Source organism: Bacillus paramobilis, from assembly GCF_038096195.1.
Classification (GTDB): domain Bacteria; phylum Bacillota; class Bacilli; order Bacillales; family Bacillaceae_G; genus Bacillus_A; species Bacillus_A mobilis.
In genome coordinates, this window is sequence record NZ_CP151108.1 from 2,042,545 (window position 1) to 2,056,857 (window position 14,313).

16 protein-coding genes and 2 pseudogenes are annotated in these 14,313 nt (G+C 34.3%); 17 read left to right on the top strand and 1 reads right to left on the bottom strand.

Annotated features, from left to right (window positions below; all coding sequences use genetic code 11):
• Positions 1-70: 70 nt before the first annotated feature.
• The 3 genes and pseudogenes from AABL52_RS10520 to AABL52_RS10530 all read left to right on the top strand — a co-directional run bounded on the left by AABL52_RS10520 (position 71) and on the right by AABL52_RS10530 (position 2,062).
• The gene (locus AABL52_RS10520; RefSeq protein ID WP_000985511.1) at positions 71-619 is read left to right on the top strand and encodes a GNAT family N-acetyltransferase; all 549 of its coding nucleotides are present in this window, start codon (positions 71-73) and stop codon (positions 617-619) included.
• Positions 620-801: 182 nt separating this feature from the next.
• Positions 802-1,361, top strand: a pseudogene (locus tag AABL52_RS10525) (GNAT family N-acetyltransferase).
• Positions 1,358-2,062 carry an SDR family NAD(P)-dependent oxidoreductase gene (locus tag AABL52_RS10530; RefSeq protein ID WP_341519331.1) on the top strand — a complete coding sequence of 235 codons (705 nt, stop codon included), beginning with the start codon at positions 1,358-1,360 and terminating at the stop codon, positions 2,060-2,062. Before AABL52_RS10525 ends, AABL52_RS10530 begins: the two are co-directional and overlap by 4 nt.
• A gap of 119 nt (positions 2,063-2,181) precedes the next feature.
• On the opposite strand, the gene AABL52_RS10535 is transcribed toward AABL52_RS10530, so the two are convergent.
• Positions 2,182-2,391 carry a hypothetical protein gene (locus AABL52_RS10535; protein ID WP_000801657.1) on the bottom strand — a complete coding sequence of 70 codons (210 nt, stop codon included), beginning with the start codon at positions 2,389-2,391 and terminating at the stop codon, positions 2,182-2,184.
• A 175-nt stretch (positions 2,392-2,566) separates the two neighbouring features.
• Between AABL52_RS10535 and AABL52_RS10540 the strand changes: the two genes are divergently transcribed.
• From AABL52_RS10540 to fsa, 14 genes and pseudogenes are all read left to right on the top strand, one after another.
• Positions 2,567-3,406, top strand: a complete 840-nt coding sequence (locus AABL52_RS10540) for a phosphotransferase family protein (protein ID WP_341519332.1) — start codon at positions 2,567-2,569, stop codon at positions 3,404-3,406.
• Between the two features lie 26 nt (positions 3,407-3,432).
• The gene (locus AABL52_RS10545; RefSeq protein ID WP_341519333.1) at positions 3,433-3,990 is read left to right on the top strand and encodes a DUF7010 family protein; all 558 of its coding nucleotides are present in this window, start codon (positions 3,433-3,435) and stop codon (positions 3,988-3,990) included.
• 27 nt (positions 3,991-4,017) lie between these two features.
• Positions 4,018-4,842, top strand: coding sequence for a hypothetical protein (locus AABL52_RS10550; protein WP_341519706.1), 825 nt, complete (start codon positions 4,018-4,020; stop codon positions 4,840-4,842).
• 45 nt (positions 4,843-4,887) lie between these two features.
• A pseudogene (locus tag AABL52_RS10555) lies at positions 4,888-4,986 on the top strand (esterase); the annotation flags it as partial.
• A 360-nt stretch (positions 4,987-5,346) separates the two neighbouring features.
• Positions 5,347-5,742: a transcriptional regulator SpxA gene (spxA, locus tag AABL52_RS10560; RefSeq protein ID WP_341519334.1), complete on the top strand. Its 396-nt coding sequence runs from the start codon at positions 5,347-5,349 to the stop codon at positions 5,740-5,742.
• A gap of 30 nt (positions 5,743-5,772) precedes the next feature.
• Positions 5,773-5,907 carry a BA3454 family stress response protein gene (locus AABL52_RS10565; protein ID WP_048546548.1) on the top strand — a complete coding sequence of 45 codons (135 nt, stop codon included), beginning with the start codon at positions 5,773-5,775 and terminating at the stop codon, positions 5,905-5,907.
• A gap of 192 nt (positions 5,908-6,099) precedes the next feature.
• A complete protein-coding gene (gene saiR / locus AABL52_RS10570) occupies positions 6,100-6,513 on the top strand; it encodes an Rrf2-family transcriptional regulator SaiR (RefSeq protein WP_341519335.1) in 414 nt (137 codons plus the stop codon).
• Positions 6,514-6,638: 125 nt separating this feature from the next.
• A complete protein-coding gene (locus AABL52_RS10575) occupies positions 6,639-6,974 on the top strand; it encodes an IDEAL domain-containing protein (protein ID WP_340420551.1) in 336 nt (111 codons plus the stop codon).
• A gap of 1,140 nt (positions 6,975-8,114) precedes the next feature.
• Positions 8,115-9,434, top strand: a complete 1,320-nt coding sequence (locus AABL52_RS10580; protein WP_001014164.1) for an aromatic amino acid transport family protein — start codon at positions 8,115-8,117, stop codon at positions 9,432-9,434.
• Between the two features lie 112 nt (positions 9,435-9,546).
• On the top strand, positions 9,547-9,969 hold the full coding sequence (locus AABL52_RS10585; protein ID WP_341519707.1) for an STAS/SEC14 domain-containing protein: 423 nt from the start codon (positions 9,547-9,549) through the stop codon (positions 9,967-9,969).
• A 226-nt stretch (positions 9,970-10,195) separates the two neighbouring features.
• Positions 10,196-10,672, top strand: coding sequence for a heme-degrading domain-containing protein (locus AABL52_RS10590; protein ID WP_341519336.1), 477 nt, complete (start codon positions 10,196-10,198; stop codon positions 10,670-10,672).
• A gap of 385 nt (positions 10,673-11,057) precedes the next feature.
• Positions 11,058-12,542 carry a glucose-6-phosphate dehydrogenase gene (gene zwf, locus AABL52_RS10595; RefSeq protein ID WP_341519337.1) on the top strand — a complete coding sequence of 495 codons (1,485 nt, stop codon included), beginning with the start codon at positions 11,058-11,060 and terminating at the stop codon, positions 12,540-12,542.
• A gap of 96 nt (positions 12,543-12,638) precedes the next feature.
• Complete coding sequence (gene gnd / locus AABL52_RS10600; RefSeq protein ID WP_341519338.1) at positions 12,639-13,532, top strand: phosphogluconate dehydrogenase (NAD(+)-dependent, decarboxylating); 894 nt, start codon at positions 12,639-12,641, stop codon at positions 13,530-13,532.
• 38 nt (positions 13,533-13,570) lie between these two features.
• Complete coding sequence (gene fsa / locus AABL52_RS10605) at positions 13,571-14,239, top strand: fructose-6-phosphate aldolase (RefSeq protein WP_341519339.1); 669 nt, start codon at positions 13,571-13,573, stop codon at positions 14,237-14,239.
• Positions 14,240-14,313 lie beyond the last annotated feature (74 nt).

Sequence of the window (14,313 nt, forward strand, 5' to 3'; positions counted from 1 at the left end):
TTTTGTTTGTTTTTAGTGTAATATTGAAAATAAAGGAAGTTAATTAATTTCAGTACAAGGGGGAGAAAATGTGGCTATAAAATTAGAATCTGAGCATTTATGTATAGAACCTTTTACCAATGATGATGTATGTAGAATTAAAGAATTAGCTAATGACAAGGAATTAGCCAATATTCTTGGGCTTCCACACCCATATAAATTGGAGTTCGCGCAAGATTGGGTTGATATGCAACCAGAACTTATAAGGCAAGGAATCGAATATCCTTTAGGAATCATTTCTAAAGAATCAAGAGAAATTGTAGGTACAATTACATTAAGAATTGACAAAGGTAACAATAGAGGTGAGCTTGGTTATTGGATTGGTAAGAATTATTGGGGGAAAGGTTTTGCAACCGAGGCTGTAAATAGAATGATTCATTTTGGCTTTATTGAATTAGGTCTAAACAAAATTTGGGCATCTGCTATTTCCAGAAACAGATCATCGATTAAGGTGTTAGAAAAGTCGGGTTTGCGTAAAGAAGGCACATTGAGACAGAATAGACTTTTATTAAATACATATGAAGATGTTGATGTTTATGGGATATTAAAGACAGAATATACCGTTTTAAATCATAGATAACATTGGTAGTGTAATGGCAAAAGGAAACCCTTCAGAACGGGGTTGCCTTTTTGTATGTCTCAAAAATCGACATTGTAGTTTAACAGAGCTCTGTTTATCAAAAACATAATAATTTACTAGATTTTGTATTTCTTGTAATATAATAAAGAATATTCAATCAATAATTAAAGGAAGAGATATAAATGAAGCTGCCGCCATTACAAATAGAGACAGAGAGACTTATGATTCGTCCGTTCCAAAATGATGATTATGAAAGTTGGTTCGATGGATTCCAAATGCGGTTACCAGCTCAGTATAAATACGATGATGGCTATCATGACATGTCGTCTTCAACAAAAGAATGGTTCGCGGAATGGATAAGAGGTTTTGATGAAGCAGCACATCGAGATGAGATGTATTAGGTATTTTTCGTAAAGAAGACGGGGCTAACATTGGAAAGCTAGAGCTTATAAAAATTTTACGTATGGACTATCAGTGGGCGATGATGGGATATTCCATACATAATCAATACTGGAAAAATGGATATGGCATGGAAAGTGTGAAAGCTGCGTTATCGTTATTTTTTAATAGCCTTCGTTTTCATAGAATTGAATTACATATACATGTTGATAATGAACCATCCGTTCGTCTTGCAGAAAGAGCTGGTTTTTCTTTTGAATGCAAGAGAGAGGCGTTTTCTTTAGAGAAGGATAAGTGGATGGATTTTCTTATTTATTTTAAAAATAAGGAGATGGAAATATGAGAGTTCTAATTACAGGTGGAAATCGCGGATTAGGGTTACAGTTAGTAAAAGCATTTCATGAAAATGGGCATATCGTTTATCCGTTAGTTAGAAGTGAGGTTGCGGTTACGCAATTGAAGCAAATGTTTAGTTGTAGATGTTTTCCTATATTAGCAGACTTATCAATTGATGAGAGTACGGAGCAAATTAAGAACCAGCTTAAGGAATATACAGAGTTTATTGATTTAGTTATAAATAACGCTGGAATTACTGGGAAGGAGACTGAGGTTTTACAGACGAATTCAGAAGAGTTAACGGACGTATTTAACATTCATTGCTTAGGTGTAATTCGAGCTGTAAAAGGTACATATGTGGCTTTAGCGAAATCGGATCATCCGAGAATAATAAATGTGTCCTCTCGATTAGGATCATTACATAAAATGGCGAACAAAGAGTTTCCGCAAGGTCAGTTCTCATATTCCTATCGAATTGCTAAAGCTGCACAAAATATGTTAACACTCTGTTTACAACAAGAGTTTGAAAGTAAAGGAATTCGTGTAACGGCAATTCATCCCGGAAAATTAAAGACTGACATTGGTGCCTTTGATGCGAATATGACTCCGGCTGAAGGTGCACAAAATATATATGATTGGGTAATAGATTCAAATGGGGATGGTTCAGGGAAGTTTATTGAGCCTGGTGTGGGGGAATTGAAGTGGTAAAGTGTGATTTTATAAGTATTCAATAACTATTTGGAATTTTATGGATAATGTGAAATGGTTTGCTACACATAAGTACAATTGGATAAAAAAAGAAAGCCCGGAATACACCCGGACTTTCATTATCTGTTCAACACTTCAATATACGAAGCATCTCCAGTCGTTCTTACAGCAGAGCGGAAATTGTTATTTTCTAACGTTTTAGCGACTTGTTGTAACTGCTGTACATCATCATGATGGATTAGTAAGCTGTCTACACCGCTTTCTTCTATATGAATGTGCTCGACATTTCCAATGGCATCATGTACCGCTTTTAAAAATTCAGGTTTCATATTGTCCTCCTATATGTATGTAACGTTGTTGTTAGTATTTCCCTATTTTTGAAATATAAAAGTAAATGAATTTTTGTTATATTAAGATTTTGGAAGGGGTTTCCTATTAGTTTGTCAAATAATAGTAAAGTTGCCCTTTGAATTAAGGGAATATTCGGAATTAAAGGGTGGGAGAATGGACATTTCAATAATTGCTGCACAACTAGTTAAGGAGAAAGTTATTTCACATAATCCAAATAGCGTAAAAGCGTTGAACGGAGGAACGACAAGTACTGTTTATTTGTTGGATGAAAAATATGTAGTAAAGCTGAATGAAGCAGAAGTAATACGTGAAGAAGCTCATTTTCTTTCTTTTTATGAGGGTAATACTTTATTTTCAAAGCTTTTGTATAAGGAACCTTTACATACTTATATTGTGTATTCTTTCCTTGAAGGGAGTACGTGGTGCGAACAAGGACATAAACGAAGTACGCTTCGTACACTTGTAAAAGAAGTGATCAATAAGTATAAAATTGTTCCAGAGGCAGATGGCTGGGGGTGGAAAGAAAATCCGGTTCAATCTTGGAATGAATTTTTAACGACAAATGTGATGGAAGCTTATGAAAATGTAAAACGTTACATAAGTGAGAAAGAGTATAGAACAGTTCTTAAACTAGTAAATAGGGATGCCGGAGTAAATCAGCCATTTTTATTACATGGTGATTTCGGATTTCATAATTTTATATTTCGAGAAAATAGGTTACATGGAGTAATTGATCCGTTACCAGTCCTTGGAGAACCTTTATATGACTTAATTTACGCGTTCTGTTCAACTCCGGAAGATATAACGAAAGAAACGATTGATTATGTGATGAAACAATGTGTATTTCATAAACAAGAACGAGATTTGTACGAGGAGATAGTCATAGGATTATATTTGCGTATAGATACATGTTTGAGGCACCACCCGAAAGATTTAGAAGATTATTTAGTAGCTTGGCGTTATTGGATGGACGAAATCAATCCGGCTTTATAGTACAAATAGTTGGGGGAGATAATGAAATGAACATAGCGGAAGCAAAAAGAGATTTAGCGCAAAAAACGAAGAAGGGAGTTCCTGTTATAATAGCTGGTATTTTGTTTTGGATTGTAGCGAGTGTAACGGGTATCCTTCTTTCTGAAAAGCAAGTTGTGTGGGTGTATTTAATTGGGATGGGTTGTGTGTTTCCTTTAGGTTTAATGATAGCCGCCATATTAAAAATTGATATGTTTGCGAAAGGAAATCCGCTAGGGACTTTAGCTGGATTAATTGGCGGGATAAATGTATTAAATATTCCGTTTGTATTACTTGCCTATTTTCAATTTCCAGAGTGGTTACCTTTTGTAGTAGCGATGTTAATAGGTGTTCATTTTGTACCGTACGTATGGATTTATGAGAGTAAAAGTTATGGTTTATTGTCAATAGGGACTGTATTCCTAACTTCAGTTTGCGGGATTCTTTTTGCAGACGATGGATTTACTGTCATTCCATTGTCAGTTACAGCTGTCTATTTACTGACTCTAATAGGTTTATTAATTGAAAATAAAAAACTAGATCATTATCAACAAAAATCAGCTTAATAAAAATATAGGGTAGGGGGAATTATGATGAAAAATTTCGTTTGTACAACGTGCGGCGTACAGTATGCAGCGAGTGTGGAAGAACCGGTAAGTTGTGTTATTTGTGATGAGGAGAGACAATATGTGAATCCGAAAGGGCAGTCTTGGACGGCTTTAGAAAACTTGCGAACGAGTGATACATATAAAAATGAAATGATAGAAGAAGAGCATGGACTTTATAGTATTACGACAAAACCAAAATTTGCAATCGGTCAAACGGCATTTGTCGTAAAGACGGATTCTTATCGATTATTATGGGATTGTATTACGTATTTAGATGAAACGACAATTGAGAAGGTAAAAGAGTGGGGCGGGTTAGATGCGATTGCACTATCTCATCCTCATTATTATTCAACACAAGTAGAATGGGCAGAAATGTTTGAGGTACCAATTTATATACATGAAGATGATAAAGAGTGGGTAGTACGCCCGAGTAGTCGTATTATTTACTGGTCTGGGGAGTCTTTACAATTAGCGGACGGAATTACTATTCATCGTCTCGGAGGACATTTTAGCGGCGGTTCTGTATTACATTGGGAAGAAGGAAATGACGGGAAAGGTATTTTATTAACAGGTGATATTATTCAAGTCGTAGCGGATCAGCAGTGGGTGAGCTTCATGTACAGCTATCCGAACTTAATTCCATTACCGGCGAGAAAAGTGGAGGAAATGGCGAATCGAGTGAAGCCTTTGCAATTTAACCGTTTATATAATGCTTTTCACGGGGTAGTGAAAGAGAATGCAAATGAGGCAGTGGAACGTTCTGCTGAAAGATATATTAAAGCGGTAGAAGGGAAGTTATTTCGTACGTAAAAGGAGAATTAGCTCTATGAAAACGTTAGTATGCTTCGGTGATAGTATATTACAGCTGATGAAAAAGACGGTTTACATTTTGGCCGACAAGGTTATGAATATGTAGCGGAGTTAATTGGTAAAAAGTTAAAAGGGATTTTGTAAGAAGCAAAGTGTGCGCGCTTTGCTTTTTTGTTCGCGTATTTCCTCTTGCAATGCTGCTGTGTTCAATGCAGTAGCTTTTATTATGCTAAACATGTAGGAAAGAAATGAATAAATAAAGTGGAATATAATTTGTTCCACTAATGGAATGTATCCAAGACTTAACAGTTGATTAATAGAACTGTAAAGTTTAAAATTACAGTATGGTTTTTAGAAGTGAGTTGCCATCGTTTGTAAAAAACAGATAAATTAAATATTCTCGAATAAATAATCTAACGTGTATTGCATTCTAAACTGTAATTTTTTTAAATACATTTTAATAATCTATATAATAATTTAAAAAAGTAAAGGAGTGTGTAAAATATGGTGATTTTATATACGACAGCAAGCTGTAGTTCATGCCGAAAAGCAAAAGCATGGCTTGAAGAACATCAAATTGATTATACCGAAAAAAATATCGTATCAAATTCGCTTATAGTTGATGAACTTAAATCCATTCTTCGTTTAACTGAAGATGGTGCTACTGAAATTATTTCAACTAGATCTAAAATTTTTCAGGAATTAAATATAAATATTGAGGCGCTTTCGCTTAATGAGTTTTATAAATTAATAATTGAGTATCCTCAAATGTTACGTCGTCCAATTATGTTGGATGAAAAAAGATTACAGGTTGGTTTTAATGAGGATGAAATTCGAAAATTTTTACCGCGCAGCGTTCGAACATTTTTGAATATGGAATTGCAAAAAATGGCTAATTAATAAGTAATATTTTGAAAGGAGGAAACAGAAGTGATTGAAGTACGTGTTACAGTTAATTATAAAGATAGAAATTATCACACAAATGTTATTGTGAGTAAAGATACGATTTGGACACAAATTAAACAATTGGCAGAAGAACAAGTTAAGAAACAGTGGACTGTTTAAATTGATTAGTAACTTAAAAAGTTAATTGAAGTTAGGAGATATAGGGGAGTTCTGATAGAATATAAAGAGATTTATTTTTTCATGCTAAGCATGCTTCTTATATTTTTACGTTTGACTAACCTATCTGTAATATTTATGGCTACAGTATGTTACTAAGCGAGAAATCATATTTTTTATCGTAGGAGGACAACAATGAACAGCGACTTTACCTTGGCCATTCACAGTTTAACTTATTTAGCTTTACAGCCAGATCGGATGTCTACAAGTAATGCTATTTCAGAAAGTGCAGGTGTTCATCCCGTACGCATTCGAAAAGTGCTAAGTTTGTTAAAAAAACATAAGTTTATACAATCAAAAGAGGGAACTGGTGGAGGTTTTATTTTTGCTCGTGATTTAAGTGGAATTAATCTTTGGAATATTTATCAAATAACCTCTGAAGGGGCATTGCAGCCGAAGTGTCCAGAATCAAATGATCAGTGTATTGTAGGTTCGAATATGCGGAAAGTTCTTTTTGCTATTTTCTTAGGTGCGGAAGAACATCTAGGTGAATATTTAAAGAATTATACAATGAAAGAAGTTGTTGACCTTATTAATCAAGAACGTTAAGCGGCTTAATTATTATGTAGCCGTGAGTTCTTAAAAAATAACTGTAATTAAAAACAATACAGTTTAAGCTGTTTTTTATATCTTTTTTATCGGTACAAAAAATATTTATAAGAAGGTGAAAAAGTATGATGTCAAATAATAATCATGTTTTAAAAGAGGGAGATTGGGTTCGTGGAATATCAAATGAGGGTGAATTCATAGTTGGTTACATTGTATCACTTGATGAAGTGGAAGATGTAGTTACAGTTAGCATTGTGAAACGTGACGACAAGTACACAAAGAACGAAGCGATTTTACTCTTTAGTAAACACGTTAACAAACTCCCTGAATCAAAGGTAATAAATAAGGAACAAATCCTTTATCTTATAGACCTTGCATTATTAACAGGGGATGAAGAATGGTTTATTGAGCTCTCTGCAAAATTAAACTCGATAAGAGAGCTAGTTAATGAGGGATTTTAAAGATTACATTACTTGCTTTTAATAGGATGAATCGTGTAATAATCAATAATATCGTCTAAAAGGAAATGAAATAAAATCCATTCATTACAAACATAGAAATATCTCTGAAGAAGAGTTGAAAAAACTACAAGTAAGATGACATTGAAGTGATTTGTTTGCTCCCTCCTAATAATGATGTAAATAAGCTGTCCATATGGGCAGCTTATTTTCCGTTTAGCGTAGATTTTGCAAAATATTAGCGGTTCTCTCATTGCCATCAAGTTAAAATATGTATTTTCCTAAAAATGTATATGAATGCAATAGTGGCAATATATATCCTGAAAATTGGTTTATGTATTTGAAGAGATACTTCTTTTTAATCACATTAATTATTTATTAGAATATCTTTTTTAGTTTGAAATAAAATTTTTCGATAAAGAAGAATATAAATATTTTTAAAATGAGTAGCTTAAATAAACAATATTTTACTGTATTTTATGCTAAGTAATTCCGTTATAAGTGATAGGAACAAGGGTTACATGCTAACTGTAAAATATTATCCATGTAAAATTATATCCAATTAATATTTCTGAAAATATAAAAATATTAATTTTATAAATATACACGTTATAATGAGGGCGTCGAGAGAAATTTTATTATCTCTGGAGAAAATATAAAAAATGCGATTATTAGTAAGAAAGGTGTGTGGTTATAGGCGAAATGTATGTAAAGTGCTTCAGTGGCTTGTGTAATCAATACCATAAATGCTGCCGAAGCTATTAAAGTGGATGTATAGAATTGAGAAAGAAATGCCTCATAAATGAAGAGAGGCCGGTTTAACTGAAATTACTGTTACAAGTAATTTAGAGAAACCATAAAAGTAATACACTGTTATTAGAAATGTTGCAACGTATTTATGAAGTCTATTCAATATTGTTCTCTTAAGCGCTCTTTATATAAAGAGCGGATATTACGAGTAAACATTTTTGTGAACGCTAACATTTATGTTAGGACGCTAACTAGCGAATGTTTCAATTTGGATTCATTTTGATGAAGGACATACAATGTAGGGCAACTTGTAAGGAATTCATTATCCAAAAAGGTAAATATTTGTTAGCAATAAAAAGAGACACAGGAATAGATACAAGGGGGAGTTATTATATGAACGGGAATACTGCAAAGAAAATAGAAGTTCAAGCTGAAAATACCGCACTAAAAAATGAGCAATATGCAGATCCGAAAAAGTGGCATAAGCAGGATACTACATGGGCATTGAGCCTATTTGGAACTGCAATTGGAGCAGGGGTGCTCTTTTTACCGATTAATGCAGGTTCAGGTGGATTATTATCATTACTACTAATTACATTGCTTGCATATCCAGTTATGTATTACTCACATAGGGCACTTGCTAAAATGATATACGCTTCTAATTCTGCTGATGAGGGGATCACAGGTACAATTAGAGAGTATTTCGGAAATAAAGCAAGTATCATTTTTAACATCGTATATTTCGGTTCAATTTATACAATCGTACTAATGTATTCGGTTGCGCTTACAAACACTGCAAGTAGTTTTATCGTGCATCAATTGCACATGCCAGAACCTCCAAGGGCTATTTTATCACTTGTATTAGTTCTTGGTCTTATCGCTATACTGAATTTTGGTCAAGATATTACTGTAAAGATTATGAGTATGCTAGTGTATCCTTTCATAGCTTCTCTACTGTTTATCGCAATATCTTTAATTCCACAGTGGAATACGTCAATGCTTAGCTTCTCAGCTGTTTCTACTGCTTCAACAGGAACAGGATATTTTGGAACGATATTGTTGGTTCTACCAATCATCGTATTCTCATTTAATCATTCACCTATGATTTCATCATTTGTTGTGAAGCAGAGAGCTACGTATGGCATAGAGGCTACTGATGCTAAATGTGCACAAATACAAAAAGTTTGTTATATCATGACATTCGCTGTAGTTATGTTCTTCGTTTGGAGTAGTACATTAAGCTTGACTCCAGAGGATTTAAAAATGGCAAAAGAGCAAAACTTATCAATTCTTTCATATCTTGCGAATGAGCTTAATTCACCTGTAATTACGATTGCAGCTCCAATCATTGCTTTTGTGGCTATTACAAAGTCTTTCCTTGGCCATTATATCGGAGCATTTGAAGTAATGCGTGACATGATTATTAAGTTCGGTAAATCACGTGGAAAAGTAATTGAAGAAAAAACAATTAAGACAATCGTCCTTACTTTTGTTGTATTATCATGCTGGTTTGTTGCTTATACAAATCCAAGTATTCTTGGACTTATTGATTCTCTAAGCGGTCCATTAGTTGCTGCTATCTTATGTCTATTACCGATGTATGCAATTAATAAAGTACCAGTACTAGCTAAATACAAAGGGAAAATGAGTAACGTATTTGTTATTATTGTAGGTGTACTTACTGTTTTAGCAAGTATTAAATCATTATTCTAATTCATGATTGTTAGTTCTAATGCAATATAAAATAGAACGATTTTGGGACAGGCTTCTCCGTTTGGAGAGTCTGTCCCTTTTTAATGCGTTACATTTTTATCTTGTTGATTTTATGAGATATTTCCTCATAATTGTAGCTAAGGGAGATGATTTTAGGTTGAGTAAACTGAATATTAGCGCAATGGTTTCGGGTGATATAATTGTTACCCGTCTTATCGGCAAGATTAAAACAGATGATGTGTATGAATGGTTTAATAGTTTCGAGCAAGTTTGTCAGCAATTTATTTCCGAGGGACGGAAATACAAATTGTTGGTGGATAGAAAAGGATATACGCCAGATCATTTTTCTGTTCAAAAAGCATGGAAAGATAAGTTTTTCAATGAAACGATTTTGAAACACAGTAAGGCAATTGCTTTTCTTCTTGAAGAAGGGGAGATACTGAATTATTTACAACAATCTAATACAAAAGAATCAGTAAAATTTTTTGATGATTATGAACAAGCATTCCTTTGGTTGAATGAATATCCCATATAAATTTGTTAGCGAACCGGTTGCTTAAGTAACTGGTTTTTTATGCTTGTAAGTAGTAGCGGGAAGAAAACTTCTATACGAAATGTTTAGCACTAGAGGACATACATTTTTAATGAGTTAAATATAATTCATAATAGTACCAAGAAGAAAAGAGTACGCTTTACAGTATTAGTTATATGGAAAGGTCTTACGATAGAGTCGCATAAAGTTGAGTAAGGGGGATAAACATATGAGCGCTTCAAATTTGAATGAAATAAGTAAGCAAATATTAATAGAGGAGGAAACACTTCAATTTTCTTCTTTTACAAATGAAGATGCTTTGCAAATAGGTTTATTTATCGTTGAAACGGCGAGGCAAGAAGGGAAAGTGATTGCTGTTGATATAGCGAAAAATGGTGTGCAACTATTTCATTTCAAGATGACAGGGACAACTGCGGAAAATACGCAGTGGATTGAGCGTAAAAAACGAGTTGTTTCTTTGCATAATCATAGCTCGTATTATATGCAAATACAAAGTGAAATAACGGGCGTTCCATATAATGAAAAGTATCTTTTAGATAGATCGGATTATGCTGCGTTTGGTGGATGTGTTCCCGTCCAAATAAAAGACGTAGGGGTCATTGGAATGATAACAGTTTCAGGATTACCACCAGAAGAGGATCATGAATTAGTTATAAGGGCAGTTAAAAATCATTTAAAGCAATAGTAAAAAGGCAAAATCGAACAAGAATATGTTCGGTCTTGCCTTTTTATTATTCAGTTCAACATATTTCTAATAAGATGTTACGGAATTAAAATCTTTAATTCGAGACACTTTTCTTGACGATAATAATCTACGGAGTTAATATGATAAACATAACGTAATTAAATTACTAAAAGTAATTAAGTTATTTTATATAAGTTTAAGTGGTTAAGTAGTATGTGGTAAAAATGCTTTGAATTGCCACTATTAATATTGGGGACAATGAGAAAGCGACAAATATAAAAAATTAGAAGTTAAGAAGCGAGAGTGAATCAACAATAATAGTAGCTTCTGTACAATGCATTCTTACTATAGTGACAATGACTATACATCACGAGGAGGACTGAAATTGGAATCGATGACCTTTGTTTTATTTGGAGCGACAGGGGATTTAGCTAAAAGAAAAATTTATCCCGCGCTATATAACTTATATAGAGATCAAAAGCTTCCAAAGCCAATATCCGTTATCGGGCTTGGAAGACGTGAAGTATCTCATCTAGATTTTCAAAAAAGAGTAAAAGAATCCATAGAAACTTTTTCTCGTCGCAGGGAAGAAGGTACTCCGAACATAGAAGATTTTTTAGAGTATTTTCGTTATTGTCCGTTAGATGTGAATAAGCCAGAAGACTATAAAAGGTTATTACAAGTAGTTCTTGAGAGGGAAGAAGAACAAAATATACAAGGGAATAGAATGTTCTACCTTTCAGTTACTCCTGACTTCTTTGAGACCATTGCTTTAAATATTAAAGAAAGTGGACTGGATAAAACGGAGGGATGGAAGCGCCTAATGATTGAGAAACCGTTTGGTCATGATCTTCCATCTGCCCGAGACCTGAATGATAAGCTTAGCCGAACGTTTGAAGAAGACGAAATATACCGTATTGATCATTATTTAGGTAAACCGATGATTCAAAACATTGAAGCGCTTGAATTTGCAAACCCTGTTCTCCAATCGATTTGGAATAAAGAACATATAGCGAATGTACAAATAACAGCTAGTGAAACGGTTGGTGTAGAAGAAAGGGCAGGATATTATGATCATGCAGGAGCAATTCGCGATATGGTTCAAAATCATATGCTGCAAATATTAATGATGACTGCAATGAATCTGCCGGAAAAGATAAATGCATGTGAAATTCGTGAGGAAAAACGAAAAGTGATGGAGACTCTTCGTAAAGTGAAAAAAGAAGACGTGCAGAAGCATATCATTCGCGGACAATATGCTTCCGGGGAGATAAAAGGACAACAAGTTGTAGCGTATAGAGAGGAGCCGGGAGTAAATCCTTCTTCTCAAACGGACACATTTGTTGCGGCTCGCTTATGGATTGATAACCCATTTTGGACTGATGTTCCTTTTTACATACGAACAGGAAAAAGAATGAAAGAAAAGTCTACTCGTATTGTAATTGAGTTTAAAAATACATTAAAACAGCAGTATCAAGATAGTAATCCAAATGCAGCACCTAATTTGTTAATAATTGAAATTAGCCCAAATGAAAATGTTTCACTCCAATTAAATAGTAAAAATCCATTGAACAATGGAGAGCTTGAACCGATCCGTATTCATTTTACTTGTGAGCAAACAGGAGTGGGAATACCTGAAGCTTACGAAAGACTTATCTATGATGCTATATGCGGAGATTCTACATTCTTTGCACACTGGAGAGAAGTTGAATTGTCATGGGAGTGGGTGCAACCAATCCTTGAAGCGTTCGAAGAGAACTTGTTACCTCTTCATGAATATGAATCTGGCTCGTATGGTCCGGATGCTACTCATGCTCTATTACAAGAAAGTGAATTTGAATGGTGGTTGGATGAAGGATTGAAAGGATAATTACATCCTTATAAGTAAAGTGATATGAAAAAAAGATATTCATCATTGTATTAACATGTATTTATGATGAAAGGTAATTCAAGGAGGAATTATATTATGAGAGTAGGATTAATTGGTTTAGGTAAAATGGGATTAAATTTAGGGAAGAATTTAATTGATCATAAACATGAAGTAGCAGCATTTGATTTAAATACGAGTGCAGTGGAAGAAATGAAAGAGTATGGTGCTACAGGTGTATCAAGTTTAAGCGAACTTGTTCAATCATTAGAATTACCAAGAATTCTTTGGGTAATGGTTCCACACGCTGTTGTTGATTCTGTTATTAATGAAGTTACCCCGCTGTTATCAAAAGGAGATATTTTAATTGAAGCTGGGAATTCACATTATAAAGAGTCTATTCGCCGATATGAGCAACTAAAGCAAGATGGCATTCACTTTATGGATGCAGGAACTTCTGGCGGAATGGAAGGAGCTCGTAATGGTGCGTGTTACATGATCGGAGGAGATCAAGAAGCTTGGGATATCGTTGAACCTATTTTCCGTGATACAGCTGTAGAAAATGGATTCTTATATGCTGGAAAAGCTGGTAGTGGTCACTTCTTAAAAATGGTTCATAACGGAATTGAATACGGTATGATGGCTGCTATTGGTGAAGGATTTGAAATTCTAGAGAAAAGTGAATTTGACTACGATTATGAAAAAGTATCAAGAGTATGGAACAACGGTTCAGTTATTCGCTCTTGGTTAATGGAATTAACTGAAAATGCATTTTCTAAAGATGCCAAACTGGATGAGATTAAGGGTGTTATGCATTCTTCTGGTGAAGGAAAATGGACAGTAGAAACAGCTTTAGATCTTCAAACTGCAACTCCTGTTATCGCAATGTCTCTATTAATGCGCTACCGCTCATTAGACAATGATACGTTTACAGGAAAAGTTGTAGCAGCACTGCGCAATGAATTTGGTGGACATGCGGTAGAAAAGAAATAATATAACTCGTTAACGTTAAAAAATGGAGGGAATAAATCATGAAGTTTTTTATTGATACTGCAAATCTTGAGGACATAAAAAAGGCATATAAACTAGGTGTTTTAGCTGGTGTTACAACGAATCCGTCTTTAGTAGCAAAAGAAGGCATTAAGTTTGAAGACCGTATTGCAGAAATTTGTCAGGCAGTACCTAACGTTGAATCTGTTTCGGCAGAGGTAACGCCAGATGCTGTTATAGCCGAAGAGATGATCGCTCAAGCAGAAGAACTGATTAAAATTAACGGTGGCGATGAAAAAGTTACGATAAAACTTCCGATGACGCTAGCAGGATTAGAAGCTTGTCGTTACCTTGCTGAAAAAGGTGTGAAAACGAACGTTACACTTATTTTCACTGTGAACCAAGCTCTTTTAGCTGCTCGAGCAGGTGCAACGTACGTTTCTCCATTTTTAGGGCGTTTGGATGATATTTCTGAAGATGGCGTACTATTAGTTGCTAAAATTGCTGAATTATTCGATATTCATCTATTAGATACACAAATTATTGCGGCTTCTGTTAGACACCCAGACCATGTCACTCGTGTAGCAATGGCAGGTGCTCACATTGCAACAATTCCTTATAAAGTCATTGAACAACTTGCTATGCATCCATTAACAGATCAAGGTATTGAAAAGTTTGCTGCGGATTGGGCGAAGGCGCCTAAGTTATAAGGAAGTAAAGTTTTCACAAATTGCTTTTTCATGAGAGGATCAATCTCTATGTAACTTCATCTTGTAAAATAAAT

Bases quoted from the DNA above. Each gene is read 5' to 3' on its own strand.
- AABL52_RS10535 (WP_000801657.1), bottom strand. From the start codon at position 2,391: ATGAAACCTGAATTTTTAAAAGCGGTACATGATGCCATTGGAAATGTC.
- AABL52_RS10590 (WP_341519336.1), top strand. From the start codon at position 10,196: ATGAGCGCTTCAAATTTGAATGAAATAAGTAAGCAAATATTAATAGAG.
- AABL52_RS10575 (WP_340420551.1), top strand. From the start codon at position 6,639: ATGATGTCAAATAATAATCATGTTTTAAAAGAGGGAGATTGGGTTCGT.
- saiR (WP_341519335.1), top strand. From the start codon at position 6,100: ATGAACAGCGACTTTACCTTGGCCATTCACAGTTTAACTTATTTAGCT.
- AABL52_RS10580 (WP_001014164.1), top strand. From the start codon at position 8,115: ATGAACGGGAATACTGCAAAGAAAATAGAAGTTCAAGCTGAAAATACC.
- fsa (WP_341519339.1), top strand. From the start codon at position 13,571: ATGAAGTTTTTTATTGATACTGCAAATCTTGAGGACATAAAAAAGGCA.
- AABL52_RS10585 (WP_341519707.1), top strand. From the start codon at position 9,547: ATGAGATATTTCCTCATAATTGTAGCTAAGGGAGATGATTTTAGGTTG.
- spxA (WP_341519334.1), top strand. From the start codon at position 5,347: ATGGTGATTTTATATACGACAGCAAGCTGTAGTTCATGCCGAAAAGCA.
- AABL52_RS10545 (WP_341519333.1), top strand. From the start codon at position 3,433: ATGAACATAGCGGAAGCAAAAAGAGATTTAGCGCAAAAAACGAAGAAG.
- AABL52_RS10550 (WP_341519706.1), top strand. From the start codon at position 4,018: ATGAAAAATTTCGTTTGTACAACGTGCGGCGTACAGTATGCAGCGAGT.
- AABL52_RS10530 (WP_341519331.1), top strand. From the start codon at position 1,358: ATGAGAGTTCTAATTACAGGTGGAAATCGCGGATTAGGGTTACAGTTA.
- gnd (WP_341519338.1), top strand. From the start codon at position 12,639: ATGAGAGTAGGATTAATTGGTTTAGGTAAAATGGGATTAAATTTAGGG.
- AABL52_RS10540 (WP_341519332.1), top strand. From the start codon at position 2,567: ATGGACATTTCAATAATTGCTGCACAACTAGTTAAGGAGAAAGTTATT.